This is a genomic window from Streptomyces sp. NBC_01497 (assembly GCF_036250695.1).
GTDB lineage: Bacteria > Actinomycetota > Actinomycetes > Streptomycetales > Streptomycetaceae > Streptomyces.
Genome location: NZ_CP109427.1, coordinates 6,095,678 through 6,112,545, shown reverse-complemented (window position 1 = coordinate 6,112,545; position 16,868 = coordinate 6,095,678). Strand labels below are relative to the sequence as shown.

Annotated in this window: 15 protein-coding genes; 11 read left to right on the top strand and 4 right to left on the bottom strand. The window is 73.7% G+C overall.

The annotated features are described in order from the left end of the window. Window positions 1-14: 14 nt before the first annotated feature. Together pspAA and OG310_RS25765 are read right to left on the bottom strand one after the other, a co-directional pair. The gene (pspAA, locus tag OG310_RS25770; protein WP_329458235.1) at window positions 15-299 is read right to left on the bottom strand and encodes a PspA-associated protein PspAA; all 285 of its coding nucleotides are present in this window, start codon (window positions 297-299) and stop codon (window positions 15-17) included. 8 nt (window positions 300-307) lie between these two features. Beyond that, window positions 308-1,087: a PspA/IM30 family protein gene (locus OG310_RS25765; protein ID WP_329458234.1), complete on the bottom strand. Its 780-nt coding sequence runs from the start codon at window positions 1,085-1,087 to the stop codon at window positions 308-310. A 324-nt stretch (window positions 1,088-1,411) separates the two neighbouring features. Between OG310_RS25765 and OG310_RS25760 the strand changes: the two genes are divergently transcribed. The 3 genes from OG310_RS25760 (at window position 1,412) to OG310_RS25750 (ending at window position 4,271) form a co-directional block, all read left to right on the top strand. Further along, a complete protein-coding gene (locus OG310_RS25760) occupies window positions 1,412-2,008 on the top strand; it encodes a DUF3043 domain-containing protein (RefSeq protein ID WP_329458233.1) in 597 nt (198 codons plus the stop codon). A 251-nt stretch (window positions 2,009-2,259) separates the two neighbouring features. Next, entirely contained in the window at window positions 2,260-2,982 is a 723-nt protein-coding gene (locus tag OG310_RS25755) for a methyltransferase domain-containing protein (protein WP_329458232.1), read from the top strand. A 170-nt stretch (window positions 2,983-3,152) separates the two neighbouring features. Next, on the top strand, window positions 3,153-4,271 hold the full coding sequence (locus OG310_RS25750) for a S1C family serine protease (RefSeq protein ID WP_329458231.1): 1,119 nt from the start codon (window positions 3,153-3,155) through the stop codon (window positions 4,269-4,271). 204 nt (window positions 4,272-4,475) lie between these two features. Here the strand turns inward: OG310_RS25750 and OG310_RS25745 are convergent, their stop codons facing one another. Then, window positions 4,476-4,760: a hypothetical protein gene (locus OG310_RS25745; RefSeq protein ID WP_329458230.1), complete on the bottom strand. Its 285-nt coding sequence runs from the start codon at window positions 4,758-4,760 to the stop codon at window positions 4,476-4,478. A gap of 138 nt (window positions 4,761-4,898) precedes the next feature. Here OG310_RS25745 and OG310_RS25740 point away from each other — a divergent pair, with 138 nt between their 5' ends. The 3 genes from OG310_RS25740 to OG310_RS25730 all read left to right on the top strand — a co-directional run bounded on the left by OG310_RS25740 (window position 4,899) and on the right by OG310_RS25730 (window position 8,254). Beyond that, window positions 4,899-6,107, top strand: coding sequence for a bifunctional adenosylcobinamide kinase/adenosylcobinamide-phosphate guanylyltransferase (locus OG310_RS25740; protein ID WP_329460384.1), 1,209 nt, complete (start codon window positions 4,899-4,901; stop codon window positions 6,105-6,107). Window positions 6,108-6,188: 81 nt separating this feature from the next. Further along, window positions 6,189-7,274, top strand: coding sequence for a nicotinate-nucleotide--dimethylbenzimidazole phosphoribosyltransferase (gene cobT, locus OG310_RS25735; protein ID WP_329458229.1), 1,086 nt, complete (start codon window positions 6,189-6,191; stop codon window positions 7,272-7,274). Window positions 7,275-7,537: 263 nt separating this feature from the next. Then, complete coding sequence (locus OG310_RS25730) at window positions 7,538-8,254, top strand: leucine-rich repeat domain-containing protein (protein ID WP_329458228.1); 717 nt, start codon at window positions 7,538-7,540, stop codon at window positions 8,252-8,254. Between the two features lie 129 nt (window positions 8,255-8,383). On the opposite strand, the gene OG310_RS25725 is transcribed toward OG310_RS25730, so the two are convergent. Further along, a complete protein-coding gene (locus tag OG310_RS25725) occupies window positions 8,384-9,145 on the bottom strand; it encodes a hypothetical protein (protein WP_329458227.1) in 762 nt (253 codons plus the stop codon). 85 nt (window positions 9,146-9,230) lie between these two features. On the opposite strand from OG310_RS25725, the gene OG310_RS25720 reads away from it, so the two are divergent. The 5 genes from OG310_RS25720 to OG310_RS25700 all read left to right on the top strand — a co-directional run bounded on the left by OG310_RS25720 (window position 9,231) and on the right by OG310_RS25700 (window position 16,636). Further along, the gene (locus OG310_RS25720) at window positions 9,231-10,049 is read left to right on the top strand and encodes an adenosylcobinamide-GDP ribazoletransferase (protein WP_329458226.1); all 819 of its coding nucleotides are present in this window, start codon (window positions 9,231-9,233) and stop codon (window positions 10,047-10,049) included. Window positions 10,050-10,230: 181 nt separating this feature from the next. Further along, window positions 10,231-11,787 carry a leucyl aminopeptidase gene (locus OG310_RS25715; protein WP_329458225.1) on the top strand — a complete coding sequence of 519 codons (1,557 nt, stop codon included), beginning with the start codon at window positions 10,231-10,233 and terminating at the stop codon, window positions 11,785-11,787. Window positions 11,788-12,477: 690 nt separating this feature from the next. Then, window positions 12,478-13,866 (top strand): dihydrolipoyl dehydrogenase, encoded by a 1,389-nt coding sequence (gene lpdA, locus OG310_RS25710; protein WP_329458224.1) that lies wholly within the window; start codon window positions 12,478-12,480, stop codon window positions 13,864-13,866. Between the two features lie 87 nt (window positions 13,867-13,953). Further along, window positions 13,954-15,819 (top strand): 2-oxoglutarate dehydrogenase, E2 component, dihydrolipoamide succinyltransferase, encoded by a 1,866-nt coding sequence (gene sucB / locus OG310_RS25705; protein WP_329458223.1) that lies wholly within the window; start codon window positions 13,954-13,956, stop codon window positions 15,817-15,819. 172 nt (window positions 15,820-15,991) lie between these two features. Then, window positions 15,992-16,636 (top strand): GntR family transcriptional regulator, encoded by a 645-nt coding sequence (locus OG310_RS25700; RefSeq protein WP_329458222.1) that lies wholly within the window; start codon window positions 15,992-15,994, stop codon window positions 16,634-16,636. Window positions 16,637-16,868: the final 232 nt, after the last annotated feature.

The window sequence follows — 16,868 nt, the reverse complement described above, 5'->3', positions numbered from 1 at the left end:
GTCGGTCAGCCGGCTCAGATGGACGAAGGGATCAGGCCCTCGTCGCTCAACAGGTCCCGCACCTGTTCGAGCGTGGCCTCACCTGCGGGCAGGATGAGATCCGACGGCTGGAGCGAGTCGTCGGGCAACGGTTCGCCGAGCTCCCGGACCCGGTCGAGCAGTGCGGTGAGCGTGCGGCGGAAGCCCGCCTCGTCACCGCCCTTGACCTCGGCCAGCAGCTGGTCGTCCAGCTCGTCCAGCTCCGCCAGGTGACTTTCCGCGATCCTGGCCTGACCTTCCCCCATGATCCGTACGATCATGACGCGCCTCAGCCCTTGTCGAAGTTCGGCCGCTGCGCGTCGCCCTGCTCCGCGCCGCCCTCAATGGCCTGCGGGGCGGACGAACCGCCCGCGAGCTCCGCCTTCATGCGCTGGAGCTCCAGCTCCACGTCCGAACCGCCGGAGATCCGGTCCAGCTCGGTCGCGATGTCGTCCTTCGCCAGGCCCGACTGGTCGTCGAGGGCGCCGGACGCCAGCAGCTCGTCGATCGCGCCGGCCCTCGCCTGGAGCTGCGCCGTCTTGTCCTCGGCGCGCTGGATCGCCAGGCCGACGTCGCCCATCTCCTCGGAGATGCCGGAGAACGACTCGGCGATCCGGGTCTGCGCCTGGGCCGCCGTGTACGTCGCCTTGATGGTCTCCTTCTTCGTACGGAAGGCGTCCACCTTGGACTGGAGGCGCTGCGCCGCGAGCGTCAGCTTCTCCTCCTCGCCCTGCAGCGTCTGGTGCTGCGTCTCCAGGTCGGAGACCTGCTGCTGCAGCGCCGCCTTGCGGGACAGCGCCTCGCGCGCGAGGTCCTCGCGTCCGAGGGCGAGCGCCTTGCGGCCCTGCTCCTCCAGCTTGGTCGACTGCCCCTGGAGCTGGCTCAGCTGCAATTCGAGGCGCTTGCGCGACGTGGCCACGTCCGCCACACCCCGGCGCACCTTCTGCAGCAGTTCCAGCTGCTTCTGGTAGGAGTAATCAAGTGTCTCCCGCGGGTCCTCGGCCCTGTCCAGGGCCTTGTTGGCCTTCGCGCGGAAGATCATCCCCATACGCTTCATCACACCGCTCATGGGCTTCGCGCGCCCCCTTCATGACGGACTCCGGAACCAGCACTCCAACAGAACCCACAGTACGGGTCCTGCCTCTATTACCGCACTGTTCGAGCGTGGATGCGGTCATCCCCAAGGACGACTGTCGGGGGAGCCCGCTCCGGCGGAGGGAGTACGGGTCCCCACCGGGACGGCGCATTCCGCCCACCGAGGGCCCGATCCCGCTCGCGACGGGCGTACGCGCGGTCTCGTCCCTCCCGCACACCCTGAAGACGAAGGCTGTTGCGCGATCGTTCCCGGCGCGATGTTGGGGCCCGCGCGGCCGAGCCCGTACCCTTGGCCCTTGTGTTCCGTAGCCGTTCGAACGAAGAGAAGGCGCCCGCCACCCAGGTGACGGCCGACCTGACCAAGCACTCACGCGACCCGCAGGCCCCCAAGGGCAGGCCGACGCCGAAGCGCAGCGACTCACAGTCGCAACGCCGCCGCGCCACGACGCCTCCGGCCGACCGCAAGACGGCGGTCAAGCGCCAGCGGGAGACGCGCAGGTCCGACATGGCGCGCCAGCGCGAGGCGCTGAACAACGGCGACGAGCGCTACCTGCCGGCGCGCGACAAGGGCCCTGTGCGCCGCTTCGCGCGCAACTATGTCGACGCGAGGTTCTGCGCCGCCGAGTTCTTCCTGCCGTCCGCCGTGGTGATCCTGGTCCTCACGATGGTGCGGGTGGGCGCGCTGCAGAACATCGCGCTGCTGCTGTGGCTGCTCGTGATCATCGCGATGGTCGTGGACTCGGTCTTCCTGGGCCTGCGCCTGAAGAAGCAGATCGCGGTCCGCTTCCCGAACGAGCCGTCGCGTGGCGTCGTCATGTACGGCCTGATGCGGACGCTGCAGATCCGCAAGCTCCGGCTGCCGAAGCCGCAGGTCAAGCGCGGGGCGAAACTCTGAGCAGCCATCCTGCGGACCTTTCCGCACCGGATGACGCGAGCCGGGACGACGGTGACGACGGTTCCGTCTCCCTCGGCTCGTCCGAGGACGAGAGGTCCGTCTTCCTCGGCGCACCACGGGAGGACAGGCCCGCCCCCCTCGGCACCCCTCAGGACGACAGGTCGGCCCCCCTCGGCCCGGCCCAGGACGACGGCGGCTTCCGCGACGGGTCCACCCCCTGGCTGAAGGGGCTGGGCGGACTGCGCAACGTCGTGCGCCAGGAACTGGTCTCCCGGCAGTTGGAGGAGCAGATATCCGGCCGCTTCCCGGTCGGGCAGCGGCTGCGCGTACTGGACGTCGGCATGGGCCAGGGCACCCAGGCGCTGCGCCTCGCCCGCGCGGGCCACGCCGTGACCGGGTTGGAGTCCGATCCGCGGATGGTGGCCGCTGCCCGTGCCGAACTGGCGCGGGAGCCGGAGGGCATCAGGGAGCGGGTCCGCCTGATTCAGGGCGAGGGCATGGACACGGGGGTGCACTTCAAACCGGGCGCCTTCGACGTCGTCCTGTGCCACGGCGTGCTGATGTACGTGCGCGAGCCGGACGCGCTGCTCGCCGGCCTCGCCAGGATGCTCGCGCCGGGCGGGCTGCTCTCGCTCCTCGTACGCAATGGTGACGCGCTCGCGCTGCGTTCCGGTTGTGAGGGCGACTGGCGCACGGCGCTCGCCGCCTTCGACGGGTCCTCGTACACGAACCGGCTCGGCCTTACGGTCCGCGCGGACCGGCTGGCGGACGTGACCCGGACGCTGGAGGGGATCGCCGCGCCACTGGGCGCCTGGTACGGGGTGCGGGTCTTCACGGACGCGGCCGACGACGAGGCGGAGCCGCCCTGCGGCGGGGAGCTCGACCTGCTGCTCGCGGCCGAGGAGCGGGCCGGGCGCACCGACCCCTACCGCTCGGTGGCGGCGCTGCTGCACCTGTGCGGCGTGCGGGGCTGACACACCGCTGTTCGCAGCCGGGCCCGCCTGCGCGGGTTCACCGCTTCCGCGCGGTCCTGAAGGACTCGTCGGCGCGCACGTCGGCCCGAGCGGGGGCCGGGTGCGTGGGAGCGGAGCCGTCCGCCGCGCGCCGCCCATTCGATAAATAGTGCAAAAGGGATACTCCGGTCATGGACCGATCCCTGTACCGCGGCCGCTCGCGCCGGCCGCTGCTGCCCCTGACCGCCGGCTTGTGTGCGGCCGCCCTGGTGTCGGGCTGCACCGCCGCCGCGAGAACGTCCGCGACGCCCGTCGCGCCGATCGCCGCCCACTCGGCCTCGGCCGCCAACGAGCGGGACGCGGTCCCCCGGCGGGTCACGAACGAACTGCAGACGGACTACGAGAACACCATCAAGAACGTGCTCCCCTCGGTCGTCCAGATCGAGGCGGGTAACGCGCTCGGCTCCGGCATCGTCTACGACAGCGCCGGCCACATCGTCACGAACGCCCACGTCGTCGGCTCGAAGAAGTCCTTCCGGGTCACCGTGGCCACCCGCGAGCAGCCGCTCACGGCCCGCCTCGTCTCCAGCTTCCCGCAGCAGGACCTCGCGGTGATCAAGCTGGAGTCCGTGCCCAAGGGACTCAAGGGCGCCAGATTCGGCACCTCCTCCAAGGTCGCCGTCGGTCAGATCGTGCTGGCGATGGGCTCGCCGCTCGGCCTGTCCAGCAGCGTCACCCAGGGCATCGTCTCCGCCGTCGGCCGTACCGTCACCGAGAGCGCCGGCCAGGGCGGCGGCACCGGCGCGACCATCGCCAACCTGGTGCAGACGTCCGCCGCGATCAACCCCGGCAACAGCGGCGGCGCGCTCGTCGACCTGAACAGCGAGGTCATCGGCATCCCGACGCTCGCCGCGACCGATCCCGACATCGGCAGCGGCGGCAGCGCGGCGCCCGGCATCGGGTTCGCCATCCCCGTCTCGACCGTGAAGACGGTCGCCGACCAGATCATCAAGACCGGCAAGGTCACCCACTCGGGGCGGGCCGCGCTCGGCATCACGGGCCGTACGGTGCTCGGCGCCGACCTGGAGCCGACCGGCGTCGCGGTCGTGAGCACGACCAAGAGCGGCGGGGCGAGGGCCGCGGGCCTCAAGGCCGGGGACATCATCGTCAAGCTCGGCAGCGAACGGATCACCGACATCGCCTCCCTGTCCGAGGCGATCGCGGGCGACAAGCCGGGCCAGCAGGTCACGGTGACCTACCTGCGCGGCGGAGCGTCGAAGACGGCGAAGGTCAAGCTCAGCGAGACGTGACGGGGCCGGCAGAGCAACCGCACCCGGGCCGCGCCGGGGAGAGCGGAGCACGGGCGGCGGGCCGCGCCGCCGCCCCGGCCGGCGCACGCCGTCCGAAAGAGACCCGGGGTATCGACGCGGGGGACCCTGTCCGGGGATGTACGTGAGGGGCGCCGCACGGACCCGATCCGTGCGGCGCCCCTCACCCGACGCGTCGCGGCGCGGTCAGTCCCGCTCCGCGTCCTGCGCGCCCTCCGCGTCCTCGGCGGCGTCCGCCGGCTCGGCCGGCTCCCCCTCGGGCGTGGCCTGCTCGGCGTGCAGGCTCATCGGGCCGTACACCTTCGTGTCGTCCTCGAAGAGCGAGGCCTGGTCGGCGCCGCCCTCCAGCAGTTCCTTCCACTCCTCGCCGATCCACGACTCGGCGTCGCCCTGGGTGGGAAACTCCTCGGCCCGCACGGCGGGCGTGACCTCCGTCCCGTCGGCCTTCTCGAACCGCCACGTCCACGCCATGTGCGCCTCCAGGTGCTCCCGGGCTGCTTTCTACCCTGATCACTGGTCACTGTTGCTGATAACTGCCGCTGATCACAGTTGCTGCCCGCAGCGTAGCCGGGCGCGCACCGTACGCGGTGTCGATGGAGGATCGTGGATGTGGAACTGACACTGCTCGGCACCGGAGCCCCCGAAGGGCTGCCGCGCCCCGAATGTCCCTGCGCCGTCTGCGCGGCCGCCCTCGGCGACGACGCCCGGGCCGCGACGGCGCTGCTGGTGGACGGGGTGCTGCTGCTCGACCTGACCCCGGGCGCCGCACTCGCCGCGGCCCGGGCGGGCCACACCCTCGGCCAGGTGCGGCAGGTCCTGCTCAGCCACCCGCACGACGGCCCCGCGATGGAACTGCCCCCGGGGCTGCCGAACGCGGGGCGGGTGGCGGACGGCCGGGTGCTGACCCTGCTGAGCGGGCACCGGGTACGGGCCGTGCCGATGGACGCTCCCGGCACGGGGTACGAGGTCGCCTCGCCGGACGGCGAGCGCCTGCTGTACCTGCCACCGGGCGGCGCGCCCGCGGGTCTTGAGGCGGAGCGCGAGCACCCCGTCCCGTACGACCTTCTCGTCGCGGACGTGACCGGGCGGCCCGACGCGGTGGCGCGGCTGCGGGACGCGGGCGCGATCGGCCCGTCGACGGACGTGATCGCCGTCCACCTCGACCACGACGTGCCCCAGGGGGCTGAGCTCGCGCGCAGGCTCGCGGCGGCGGGCGCGCGGGCGGTGCCCGACGGCACGACGCTCACCGTCGGCGCGTACCGCCCGGCGCCGCGGGTGCCCCGGCGCACCCTGGTGACCGGCGGGGCCCGCTCGGGCAAGTCGCTGGAGGCGGAGCGGCGCCTCGCCGCCTTCCCCGGTGTCGTGTACGTGGCGACCGGCGGGTCGCGCGGCGACGACCAGGAGTGGGGCGAGCGGGTGCGGGCGCACCGCGACAGGCGTCCGGCGTCCTGGCGTACGGAGGAGACCTGCGATCTCGTCCCGCTGCTCGCGCGGGACGGGCCGCCGCTGCTGATCGACTGCCTGTCGCTGTGGCTGACGGACGCGATGGACCGGATCGGCGCGTGGGACGACGCGGCCTGGGCGGGCGGCGGCGAGAAGGCGCTGCACGCGCGCACCGCGGAACTCGTCGAGGCGGTGCGCGCCACCCGGCGGACGGTGGTGGCGGTGACGAACGAGGTGGGCTCGTCCGTCGTACCCGCGGTGGCGTCGGTTCGGCGCTACCGGGACGAACTGGGCCGCCTCAACGCGACGTTCGCGGCGGAGTGCGAGCACCTGCTGCTGGTGGTGGCGGGCCAGGCGCTCCCGCTGCGCGGCTGATCCCGCGCCGCGCCGCCCCCACGGGATCCACGGGGACCTGCGGGGCCCCCGGCCGACCTGGGCCGGGTACTGTTCGGGCACATGAGCGCCCTGAATCTCGACGACTTCTCCGATCTGATCGAGCGCCCCGACAGCGGTATGCGACGGGACGCCGAGGAACGCAGGGAGCGGCAGTCCGTGCCGCCCGGGTCGCTCGGGCGCCTGGACGAGCTGGGCGACTGGCTCTCGGCCGCGCAGCGGTCCGTGCCCGTCAAGGCCGTCGCGCAGCCCCGCGTGGTGCTGTTCGCGGGCGACCACGGGGTGGCCGGGCTCGGCGTCTCGGGGCGGCCCGCCTCCACCGCGCACACCCTCGTGCGCGCGGCCCTGGACGGCGCGAGTCCGGGAGCCGTGCTGGCGCGCCGTGCGGGCGTCGGCGTGCGGATCGTGGACGCGGGCCTGGACTGCGACCCGGCGCTGCTGCCGGAGGAGGTCGTCCGCCACCGGGTGCGGCGCGGCAGCGGCCGGATCGACGTCGAGGACGCGCTGAGCGCCGAGGAGGCCGAGCAGGCCGTACGGCTCGGGATGCGGATCGCGGACGAGGAGGCCGACTCCGGCACGGACCTGGTGGTGCTCGGCGACTTGAGCGTCGGCGGCACGACCGCCGCCGCGACGCTGATCGCTGCGCTGTGCGGCACGGACGCGTCCGTGGTGACGGGGCGCGGCGGCGTGAAGATCGACGACCTGGCCTGGATGCGCAAGTGCGCGGCGGTGCGCGACGCGCTGCGCCGGGCCCGGCCCGTGCTCGGCGACCAGCTCCAGCTCCTCGCCGCGGTGGGCGGCGCGGACCTGGCCGCGGCGACCGGCTTCCTGCTGCAGAGCGCGGTACGGCGGATGCCGGTGATCCTGGACGGTGTGGTCTCCGCGGCCTGCGCGCTCGTGGGTCAGCGCGCCGCGTTCCGCGCCCCCGACTGGTGGCTCGCGGGGCACCTGACGGGCGAACCCGCCCAGGCCAAGGCCCTCGACCGGATGGCCATGACACCGCTGCTCGACCAGGGCGTCACGGTCGGCGAGGGGACGGGCGCACTGCTGGCCCTGCCGCTGGTGCAGGCCGCCGCGGCCCTGGCAGCCGAACTCCCGGAATCCGCCGGGGACACGGACACGCGCCAGGACCTCCTCGACGCGACCTGACGCTCCGCCGGGGCCGGAGTGCGGGCCGGCACCCGCGCCGGACGGACGGTCCGACGCAACGTCCGAACGCACGGTCCCGGAGGACGGCCGGCCGCACGCTCCGAACGGCCGGGCCGGGCCGACGGGAAGCTCTCGGGGAGCTCGCGCCCTCGCGCTCTCCGGCCGGACACGCGGGCGCGGGCCGGGCCCCGGTTCCCGCGCCGGCGACCGGGCCGCCGCCCGGGGCCGTACCCGTACCGCGCCCGGGCCCGTACCGTGGCCGCGTGAGCGTGCTGAATCTGTGGCGGCAGGGACTCGGCGAGGTGTCCGACGCCGTCTGGGAGCGCGACGAGCTGGAGATGCTGGTCCTCGCCGGCAACGGGCTGACCCGCCTCGATCCGCGGGTCGCCCGGCTGCGCCGCCTGCACACCCTGGACCTCGGACACAACAGGCTGCGGACGCTGCCCGGGGAGATCGGCGCGCTCGCCGACCTGACGCGGTGCCTGTACGTGCACGACAACGAGCTGTCCCGGCTGCCGCCCGCGATCGGCCGGCTCTCCCGGCTGCGGTACCTCAACGCCGGGGAGAACCCGCTCACCGAACTCCCCGACAGCGTCGGCGACATGGCCGCTCTCCTCGAACTGCGGGCCCAGCACTGCCGGCTGACCGGCCTGCCACCGGGGCTCGGGCGCCTCGTGGAACTGCGGGAGCTGTGGCTGCGCGGCAACGCCCTGGCGGCGCTGCCCGGCAGCCTCGCGGACCTGCGCGGGCTGCGCCTGCTCGACCTGCGGGAGAACCGGCTGGCGGACGTGCCCCGGGCGCTGGCCGCCCTGCCGTCGCTGCGGTCGCTCGACCTCCGGTCCAACCGGCTCACCTCGCTGCCCGGGTGGGTCGCGGAGATGCCCGCCCTGGACCGCCTCGACCTGCGGTGGAACGACCTGCGCGACGCGGAGGGGACCGTCGCGGCGCTGGAGCGGCGCGGGTGCTTCGTCCTGCGGTGAGCGGCGGCGCCGCGGCGCCGCTCGGCGGGGAGCGGAGCAGGCGCGCGGCGTCGGCCGCCGGTGCTGTCGGTACATCAGGTGGATGGAGCAGGCGGCGGGGATCGGCCACGGCATCAGGCCGGAGCCCGGTCAGCGCGGCAGCCCCGGCGGGGCCGGGGCGTCCGGCGTGCCGCCCAGCCAGTTCTGGAACGTCTTCCTCGGACCCGTCCAGCGGGCGTCGTGGTGGTACGCGCGCAGCGTGGCGCGGGCCCTCGCCCTGGGGCGGCCGCGGTAGAGGCGCTTCGCCCAGGGCGAGCCGGGGCGGGCCAGGCGTACGGCCCCGATCAGCGCGACGAACGGCACGAGCACGCCGATGAGTCCGAGCCTCGGCTTGCCTTTGGCGAACGTGACCACCGCGAAGAGGCAGTTGACGACGATCGTCACGATGGCCGTGGCCCGGTCCTGCTGCTGGTCCGCGGTGAGCGAGTCCACGCCGAGCGGCGCGAACCCCCCGAGGGCGAGGCCCGCGAGGGCCGCCGCCATCACCACCACCTCGACGCTCTGCCGGCCCTGCTCGGTCCAGTACACGTCGTCCAGGTGCAGGATCAGCGCGAACTCGTCGAGGACGAGGCCCGCGCCGACGCCGAAGATCACCGCGAAGACCGAGGCCGCCGCGCCATGGGTGCCGGTGCCGACGGCCCCGAAACCGCCCACCACCGTGAGCACCACACCCGGTACGACGTGGTGGATGTGCATGCCGCCCGGCGCCACGTTGCGGAAGGGGCCCTTGCCCGCCCTGATCAGCCGGGTCACGGTCCGCGTCAGCAGGAAGCACACGACGAACGAGAAGAGCGCGAGCAGCGCGGGCAGCTTGCCCGGCTCCACCACGTTCTGATGGAACCAGTGACCCATGCCACCCCTCGTTTCACCGGACGATACGAACCGTATGCGTAACTTATCCCGTCCGTCCGACGGGTGCCCCGGCTAGGGTGCGGCGGTGGCCGACTCCCCTACCGCGTCCGACTCCCCCGACCGCGCCGCACTCGGCGACGGTCTTCGCTTCGCCGTCGGCACCCTCACGGTGCTGCCGGTCCGCGTGACGCGCTGGGACCGGCCGGCCGCCCGTCTCGGGATGCTCGCCGCGCCACTCGCGGGGCTCGTCGTGGGCGCCGCCTCAGCCGCCGTGGCCACCGTGCTGTGGCTGCTGGGCACCGGTGCGCTGCTCGCCGCCGCCGGGGCGGTCGCCGTCCCCGCCGCCCTGACCCGGGGACTGCACCTCGACGGCCTCGCCGACACGGCGGACGGCCTGGGCAGCGGCCGGCCCGCCGAGGACGCGCTGCGGGTCATGAAGCAGTCGGACATCGGACCGTTCGGGGTCGTCACGCTCGTCCTCGTCCTGCTCGCCCAGACCGCCGCCGTGGCCCGGATCTACGACCACGGCCCGGCCCGCGCCGCCGTCGCCCTGGCCCTCGCCGCCGTCTCCGCGCGCGCGGTGTTCGCTCTCGGCTGCCGTGCGGGCGTGCCGGCCGCCCGGCCGGGCGGCCTCGGCGCAGCCGTCGCCGGGACAGTGCCTGCCCGCGCGGCGGTGCTCGCGCTGTCGGCCGTGGTCCTCGCCGCGGCGGCGGCGGGATCCGCCTTCTCGGCGTGGGACGCGGTACGGGACGGCCTGGCCGTCCTGTTCGCCGCGGTCGCCGCCGAGTTGCTCCTTCGGCACTGTGTGCGCCGGTTCGGCGGCATCACCGGCGACGTGCTCGGCGCGCTGTGCGAGACGGCGGCCACCGTCGCGCTGGTGGTGCTGGCCGCCGGCCCCTCGTAACGGGCCCTCTGCGGCACCCCGCGGCGCCCCCGCTCCCCCTGTCCAGGGTGCGAGACGCCTCACGTCAGCGGCGCGCGTAGGCTCTTTCCGGCGCAGGCAGGGCCGGTTTTACGATGCGCCGGGCAGGTCGGCCCATCCACCGACCGTCAAGAAACTTAACCGGAAGCGAGATTTCACCACCGTGACTGCTCTCACTCTCACCACGTCGGGCGCCGCCACGCTGCGCGCCGACGTCATCGTCGTCGGTGTCGCGAAGGGCGCCGCAGGACCCGTCGTGGCCGCGGGTGCCGAGGCCGTGGACAAGGGCTTCGACGGCAAACTCGCCACCGTGCTGGAGACCCTCGGAGCCACCGGCGCCGAGGGTGAGGTGACCAAGGTGCCCGCCCCGGCGGGCTTCAAGTCCCCCGTCGTGCTCGCCGTCGGGCTCGGCCCGCTGCCGGAGAAGGACGAGGCGTTCGGCGCGGAGTCGCTGCGCCGCGCCGCCGGCGTGGCCGCGCGCTCCCTGACCGGCGCCAAGAAGGCCGGCATCGCCCTGCCCGTCGAGACGGCCGAGGACGTCGCGGCGATCGGCGAGGGCCTCCTGCTCGGTTCGTACGCCTTCACGGTGTACCGCGGCGGCGAGAAGAAGAAGACCGCGAAGTCCGGCGAGAAGTCCGCCGCGAAGGACTCGGCTTCGAAGCCGCCGGTCGGCGAGGTCGTGCTGCTGGGCGCGAAGCCGCGCGACAAGGCCCACAAGGCGGCCGCCGACCGCGCGATCACGCTGACGGAGGAGATCAACCGCGCCCGCGACCTGATCAACACTCCGTCGAACGACCTGACGCCCGAGGCTTTCGCCGCCATCGCCACCGCCGCCGGCAAGGAGCACGGCATCAAGGTGGAGGTCCTGGACGAGAAGGCCCTCGCCAAGGGCGGCTACGGCGGCCTGATCGGCGTCGGCCAGGGTTCCGCCAACCCTCCGCGCCTGGTCCGCCTGGCCTACACGGCCCGCGGCGCGAAGCAGAGCCTCGCCTTCGTCGGCAAGGGCATCACGTACGACTCGGGCGGCATCTCGCTGAAGCCGGCCGGCCACAACGAGACGATGAAGCTCGACATGAGCGGCGCCGCCGCCGTCCTCGCCTCCGTGGTGACCGCGGCCAGGCTCGGCCTGAAGGTCAACGTGACCGGCTGGCTCGCGCTGGCGGAGAACATGCCGTCCGGCTCGGCCACGCGCCCCGGCGACGTGCTGCGGATGTACAGCGGCAAGACCGTCGAGGTGCTCAACACCGACGCCGAGGGCCGCCTGGTGCTCGCGGACGCGATCACCCGCGCCGCCGAGGAGAACCCGGACGCGATCGTCGATGTGGCCACGCTGACCGGCGCGATGATGCTGGCTCTCGGTCTCCGCACATTCGGCATCATGGCGAACGACGACGCCTTCCGCACCGCGCTGCACGAGCTCGCGGGCGAGGTGGGAGAGGCCGCCTGGCCGATGCCGCTCCCGGCCGACCTGCGCAAGGGCCTGGACTCGCCGATCGCCGACCTCGCCAACATGGGCGAGCGGATGGGCGGCGGCCTGGTCGCCGGCATCTTCCTGCGCGAGTTCGTGCCGGAGAACACCACGTGGGCGCACCTGGACATCGCCGGGCCCGCGTTCAACGAGGGCGCGCCGTTCGGCTACACCCCGAAGGGCGGCACCGGCTCCGCGATCCGCACCCTCGTCGCGCTGGCCGAGCACACGGCGGCCGGCGACCTCGGCTGACCCTCGCGTCGCGCGAGTCCGCCCGGACCGTGAGGTCCGGCCACCGGGCCCGTACCGGATCACGTGCCCCGCGCGCGGAGGACGATCCGGTACGGGCCCGGCCGGCGTCCCGGGCGGTGCGGTGCGAACCCGCAGCCGCCGTGTGCGGGATCGCACCGGCGGGGTAGCGCGCCCGCCGCACCGGGGCCTCCGCCCCGGGCACCGCGGCATCCGGGGCAGCCCGCCCGCGCATGCAGCCGGCCTTCCCGCGCGTGCCGCTTCGGCCGCGACGGCCTCCGGCCCCCTGCCCGCACGAGCCCATCCCCCGCTTCGGACCGTCGGCGCGCGGGCGGGAACGGGCCGGCGCCCCGGGTCGGCCGCGCCCTCCGCTCCCCACCCGGGCCGCCAACCGTGCCCCGCTCCCCGCCGCCACCCGTGTGACCGGCGCAACGCCGGATTTCGCCCTCGCCGAAACCGGGGTGGGGCGCCGCCCGATCCGTCCGCCCGTACGCGGACACGACGACGTGAGTCCGCTCACCCGTCGCTCCGCAGCGCGGCCCCGCGTCCCACCGACCGCCGACAAGTGCAAAGATGGGTTCTCGGCAGGACAGGGCCCCCACCACAGGGCCGAAGAGAAGCGGCCGAACACCAGCCGTCCGGACGAGCCGAGACCCGCCCGGCGTACGGCGCACATGCATGGAGGAACGTGACGTGGCGAACGACGCCAGCACCGTTTTCGACCTAGTGATCCTCGGCGGTGGTAGCGGTGGTTACGCCGCGGCCCTGCGCGGGGCCCAGCTGGGCCTGGACGTCGCCCTGATCGAGAAGGGCAAGGTCGGCGGCACCTGCCTGCACCGCGGCTGCATCCCCACGAAGGCCCTGCTGCACGCGGGCGAGATCGCCGACCAGGCGCGCGAGTCCGAGCAGTTCGGTGTCAAGGCCACCTTCGAGGGCATCGACATCGCGGCCGTGCACGCCTACAAGGACGATGTCGTCGGCGGCCTGTACAAGGGCCTCCAGGGACTCATCGCCTCCCGCAAGGTGACCTACATCGAGGGTGAGGGCCGCCTGTCCTCCCGCACCTCCGTCGATGTGGGCGGCCGCCGCGTCGAGGGCCGCCATGTCCTGCTGGCGACCGGTTCCGTGCCGAAGTCCCTCCCCGGCCTGGAGATCGACGGCAACCGCATCATCTCCTCGGACCACGCCCTGACGCTGGACCGTGTGCCGAAGTCCGCGATCATCCTGGGCGGCGGCGTCATCGGCGTCGAGTTCGCCTCCGCGTGGAAGTCCTTCGGCACCGAGGTGACCATCGTCGAGGGCCTCAAGCACCTCGTCCCGGTCGAGGACGAGAACAGCTCCAAGCTCCTGGAGCGCGCCTTCCGCAAGCGCGGTATCAAGTTCAACCTGGGCACCTTCTTCCAGAAGGCCGAGTACACCGAGGACGGCGTCCGCGTGACGCTGGCCGACGGCAAGACCTTCGAGGGCGAGGTGCTGCTGGTCGCCATCGGCCGCGGCCCGGTCTCGCAGGGCCTCGGCTACGAGGAGCAGGGTGTGGCCATGGACCGCGGCTACGTCCTGGCCGACGAGTACATGCGCACGAACATCGAGACGATCTCGGCGGTCGGCGACCTCGTCCCCACCCTCCAGCTCGCGCACGTCGGCTTCGCCGAGGGCATCCTCGTCGCGGAGCGGCTGGCCGGTCTCAAGACCGTCCCGATCGACTACGACGGCGTGCCGCGCGTGACGTACTGCCACCCCGAGGTCGCCTCCGTCGGCATCACCGAGGCCAAGGCCAAGGAGATCTACGGTGCGGACAAGGTCGTCGCGCTCAACTACAGTCTGGCGGGCAACGGCCGGAGCAAGATCCTCAAGACCGCGGGCGAGGTCAAGCTCGTCCAGGTCAAGGACGGTGCGGTGGTCGGCGTCCACATGGTCGGTGACCGTATGGGCGAGCAGGTCGGCGAAGCCCAGCTGATCTACAACTGGGAGGCGCTGCCGACCGAGGTCGCGCAGCTCATCCACGCCCACCCGACCCAGAGTGAAGCGCTCGGCGAGGCCCACCTCGCACTGGCGGGCAAGCCCCTCCACTCCCACGACTGACGCGCTGAGCGGGCCGCGAGGCCGCAGCGCACAGTCAGAGCGCGCGACGAGACCACTACCGCACATCCGATAGGAGCAAGAGAAACCATGGCGGTTTCCGTAACCCTGCCGGCGCTCGGCGAGAGCGTCACCGAGGGCACAGTCACTCGCTGGCTCAAGGCCGAGGGCGAGCGGGTGGAGGCCGACGAGCCGCTGCTCGAGGTCTCCACCGACAAGGTCGACACCGAGATCCCCGCCCCGGTGGCGGGCGTGCTGTCGGCGATCAAGGTCGCCGAGGACGAGACCGTCGAGGTGGGTGCCGAGCTGGCCCTCATCGACGACGGCACGGGCGCCCCCGCCCCGGCCGCCGAGCAGCAGCAGGCGCCTGCCGCCGAGCCGGCGCAGCCCGCGCCCGCCGCCCAGCCCGCGCCCGCCGCCCAGCCGGCGCAGCCCTCCGCCGAGACCGAGGCCCCCGCCCCGGCACCGACCGCGCAGGCCGCGGCCGGCGGCAGCGGCGCCCAGGGCACCGACGTCGTCCTGCCCGCGCTGGGTGAGAGCGTCACCGAGGGCACCGTGACCCGCTGGCTGAAGGAGGTCGGCGAGTCGGTCGAGGAGGACGAGCCGCTGCTGGAGGTCTCCACCGACAAGGTCGACACCGAGATCCCCGCCCCGACCGCCGGTGTCCTGCTGGAGATCGTGGTCGCCGAGGACGAGACGGCCGAGGTCGGCGCGAAGCTCGCCGTCATCGGCGCGCCGGGTGCCGCCCCGCAGGCCCCGGCGGCTCCGGCTCCGCAGGCCCCGGCGCAGCAGCAGGCCCCGGCCGCACCGGCTCCGCAGGCCCCGGCGGCTCCGGCTCCGCAGGCCCCGGCGGCTCCGGCCGCCCCGGCTCCGGCTCCGGCTCCGGCCGCCCCGGCCCCGCAGCAGCAGGCGCCCGCGGCGCCCGCCCCGGCTCCGGCCGCCCCGGCCCCCGCGCCGCAGCAGGCCGCGCCGGCTCCCGCCCGCAGCGCGGCACCCGCGGCTCCGGCGGACGCCTCGGACGACGGCGCGTACGTGACGCCGCTGGTCCGCAAGCTCGCCTCGGAGAACGGCGTGGACCTCTCGACGGTCAAGGGCTCCGGCGTCGGCGGCCGTATCCGCAAGCAGGACGTCGTCGCCGCCGCGGAGGCCGCCAAGGCCGCCGCGACCCCGGCGCCGTCGGCCGCCCCCGCCGCTCCGGCCGCCGCACAGGGGCCGAAGCTGGAGGCGTCCCCGCTGCGCGGGCAGACGGTCAAGATGACCCGCATGCGCAAGGTCATCGGCGACAACATGATGAAGGCGCTGCACGGCCAGGCCCAGCTGACCTCCGTGGTCGAGGTGGACATCACCCGGCTGATGCGGCTGCGCGCGCAGGCGAAGGACGCCTTCGCGGCCCGCGAGGGCGTGAAGCTGTCCCCGATGCCGTTCTTCGTCAAGGCGGCGGCCCAGGCGCTGAAGGCCCACCCGGTCGTCAACGCCCGGATCAACGAGGACGAGGGCACGGTCACGTACTTCGACACCGAGAACATCGGTATCGCGGTGGACTCCGAGAAGGGTCTGATGACCCCGGTCATCAAGGGGGCGGGCGACCTCAACATCGCCGGCATCTCCAAGAAGACCGCGGAGCTGGCGAACGCCGTGCGCGCGTCGAAGATCACCCCGGACGACCTGGCCGGTGCGACCTTCACCATCTCCAACACCGGTTCGCGCGGTGCGCTGTTCGACACGATCATCGTCCCGCCGAACCAGGTCGCGATCCTCGGCATCGGTGCGACCGTCAAGCGCCCCGTGGTCATCAACCACCCGGAGCTCGGCGAGACCATCGCGATCCGCGACATGACGTACGTGGTGCTCTCCTACGACCACCGTCTGGTGGACGGCGCCGACGCGGCCCGTTACCTGACGTCCGTCAAGGCGATCCTGGAGGCCGGCGAGTTCGAGGTCGACCTGGGCCTGTGAGCCCGCTCGTCACCCTCGTCCGCTCAAGGTAGTCAGCAGTGCGGCAACGACGCCCCTGTCGGGACTCTCCGTCCTGACGGGGGCGTCGCCGTATCGTCGTCGCCATCGTCAAGAAGCGCCGGCTCCCGAATCAGGCACGCATCGGTGGCCCGCTCGCCAGGAGGAGCTGTCCATGACCCCGCCCGTCGTCCACTCGCTGCGCGAGCAGATCCGCGAGCACATCGTGGAGGGGATCGTCAGCGGCCGCTGGCAGCCGGGCGAGCGGATCGTCGAGCGGCGCATCGCGACGGAACTCCAGGTCAGCCAGACGCCCGTGCGTGAGGCGCTGCGCGAGCTGGAGAGCCTGCGGCTGATCGAGTCCGCCCCCAACAAGGGCGTGCGGGTGCGCAACCTCTCCGCGGCCGACCTGGAGGAGAGCTACCCGGTCAGGGCGGGCCTGGAGCAGATCGCCGCGGAGCTGGCGGCGGAGCGGCTCGCCGCCGACTGTTCGGCCCTGGAGCCGCACGTGGCGGGTCTCTACGAGGCCGACCTGGCCGGCGACGGCACCGGCCAGGTGCTGCACACCGTGGGCTTCCACCGGGAGCTGGTGCGGGCCGCGGGCAACAGCGTGCTGCTGCACACCTGGGAGGGGCTGGGCATCGAGGTGTTCACCGCGCTGTCGATCCGCTGGCTGGGCACGGTGCAGCAGTCGTACGCGGAGGAGCACCAGGAGCTGGTCGAGGCGTTCAAGCGCCGCGACCCGGGAATCGGGCCGCTGGTCAAGGTGCATGTACTCGGCTGCGCGCCGCGGCCGGACGGGTCCACGCGCCGGGGGTGAGCGCGTGGTGGCGGCCCGGCAGGGGGAGGCCCGTCCCGCGTGGACCGGTCCGCGTGGCAGCTCCGCCTCGCAGCTCCGCGTGGCAGTCGTGTGGCGGCTCCGTGCGGCGGCTCCGTCCGGCCGCGCTGCGGCCGAACCGACGGGCACGGGAGCAGCACCAGAGGATCAGTACCGCAGGAGCCACCCCCGGCGCCTGCCGGCCGACGTGGAACCGTCCCCGGCACTTCCCCGA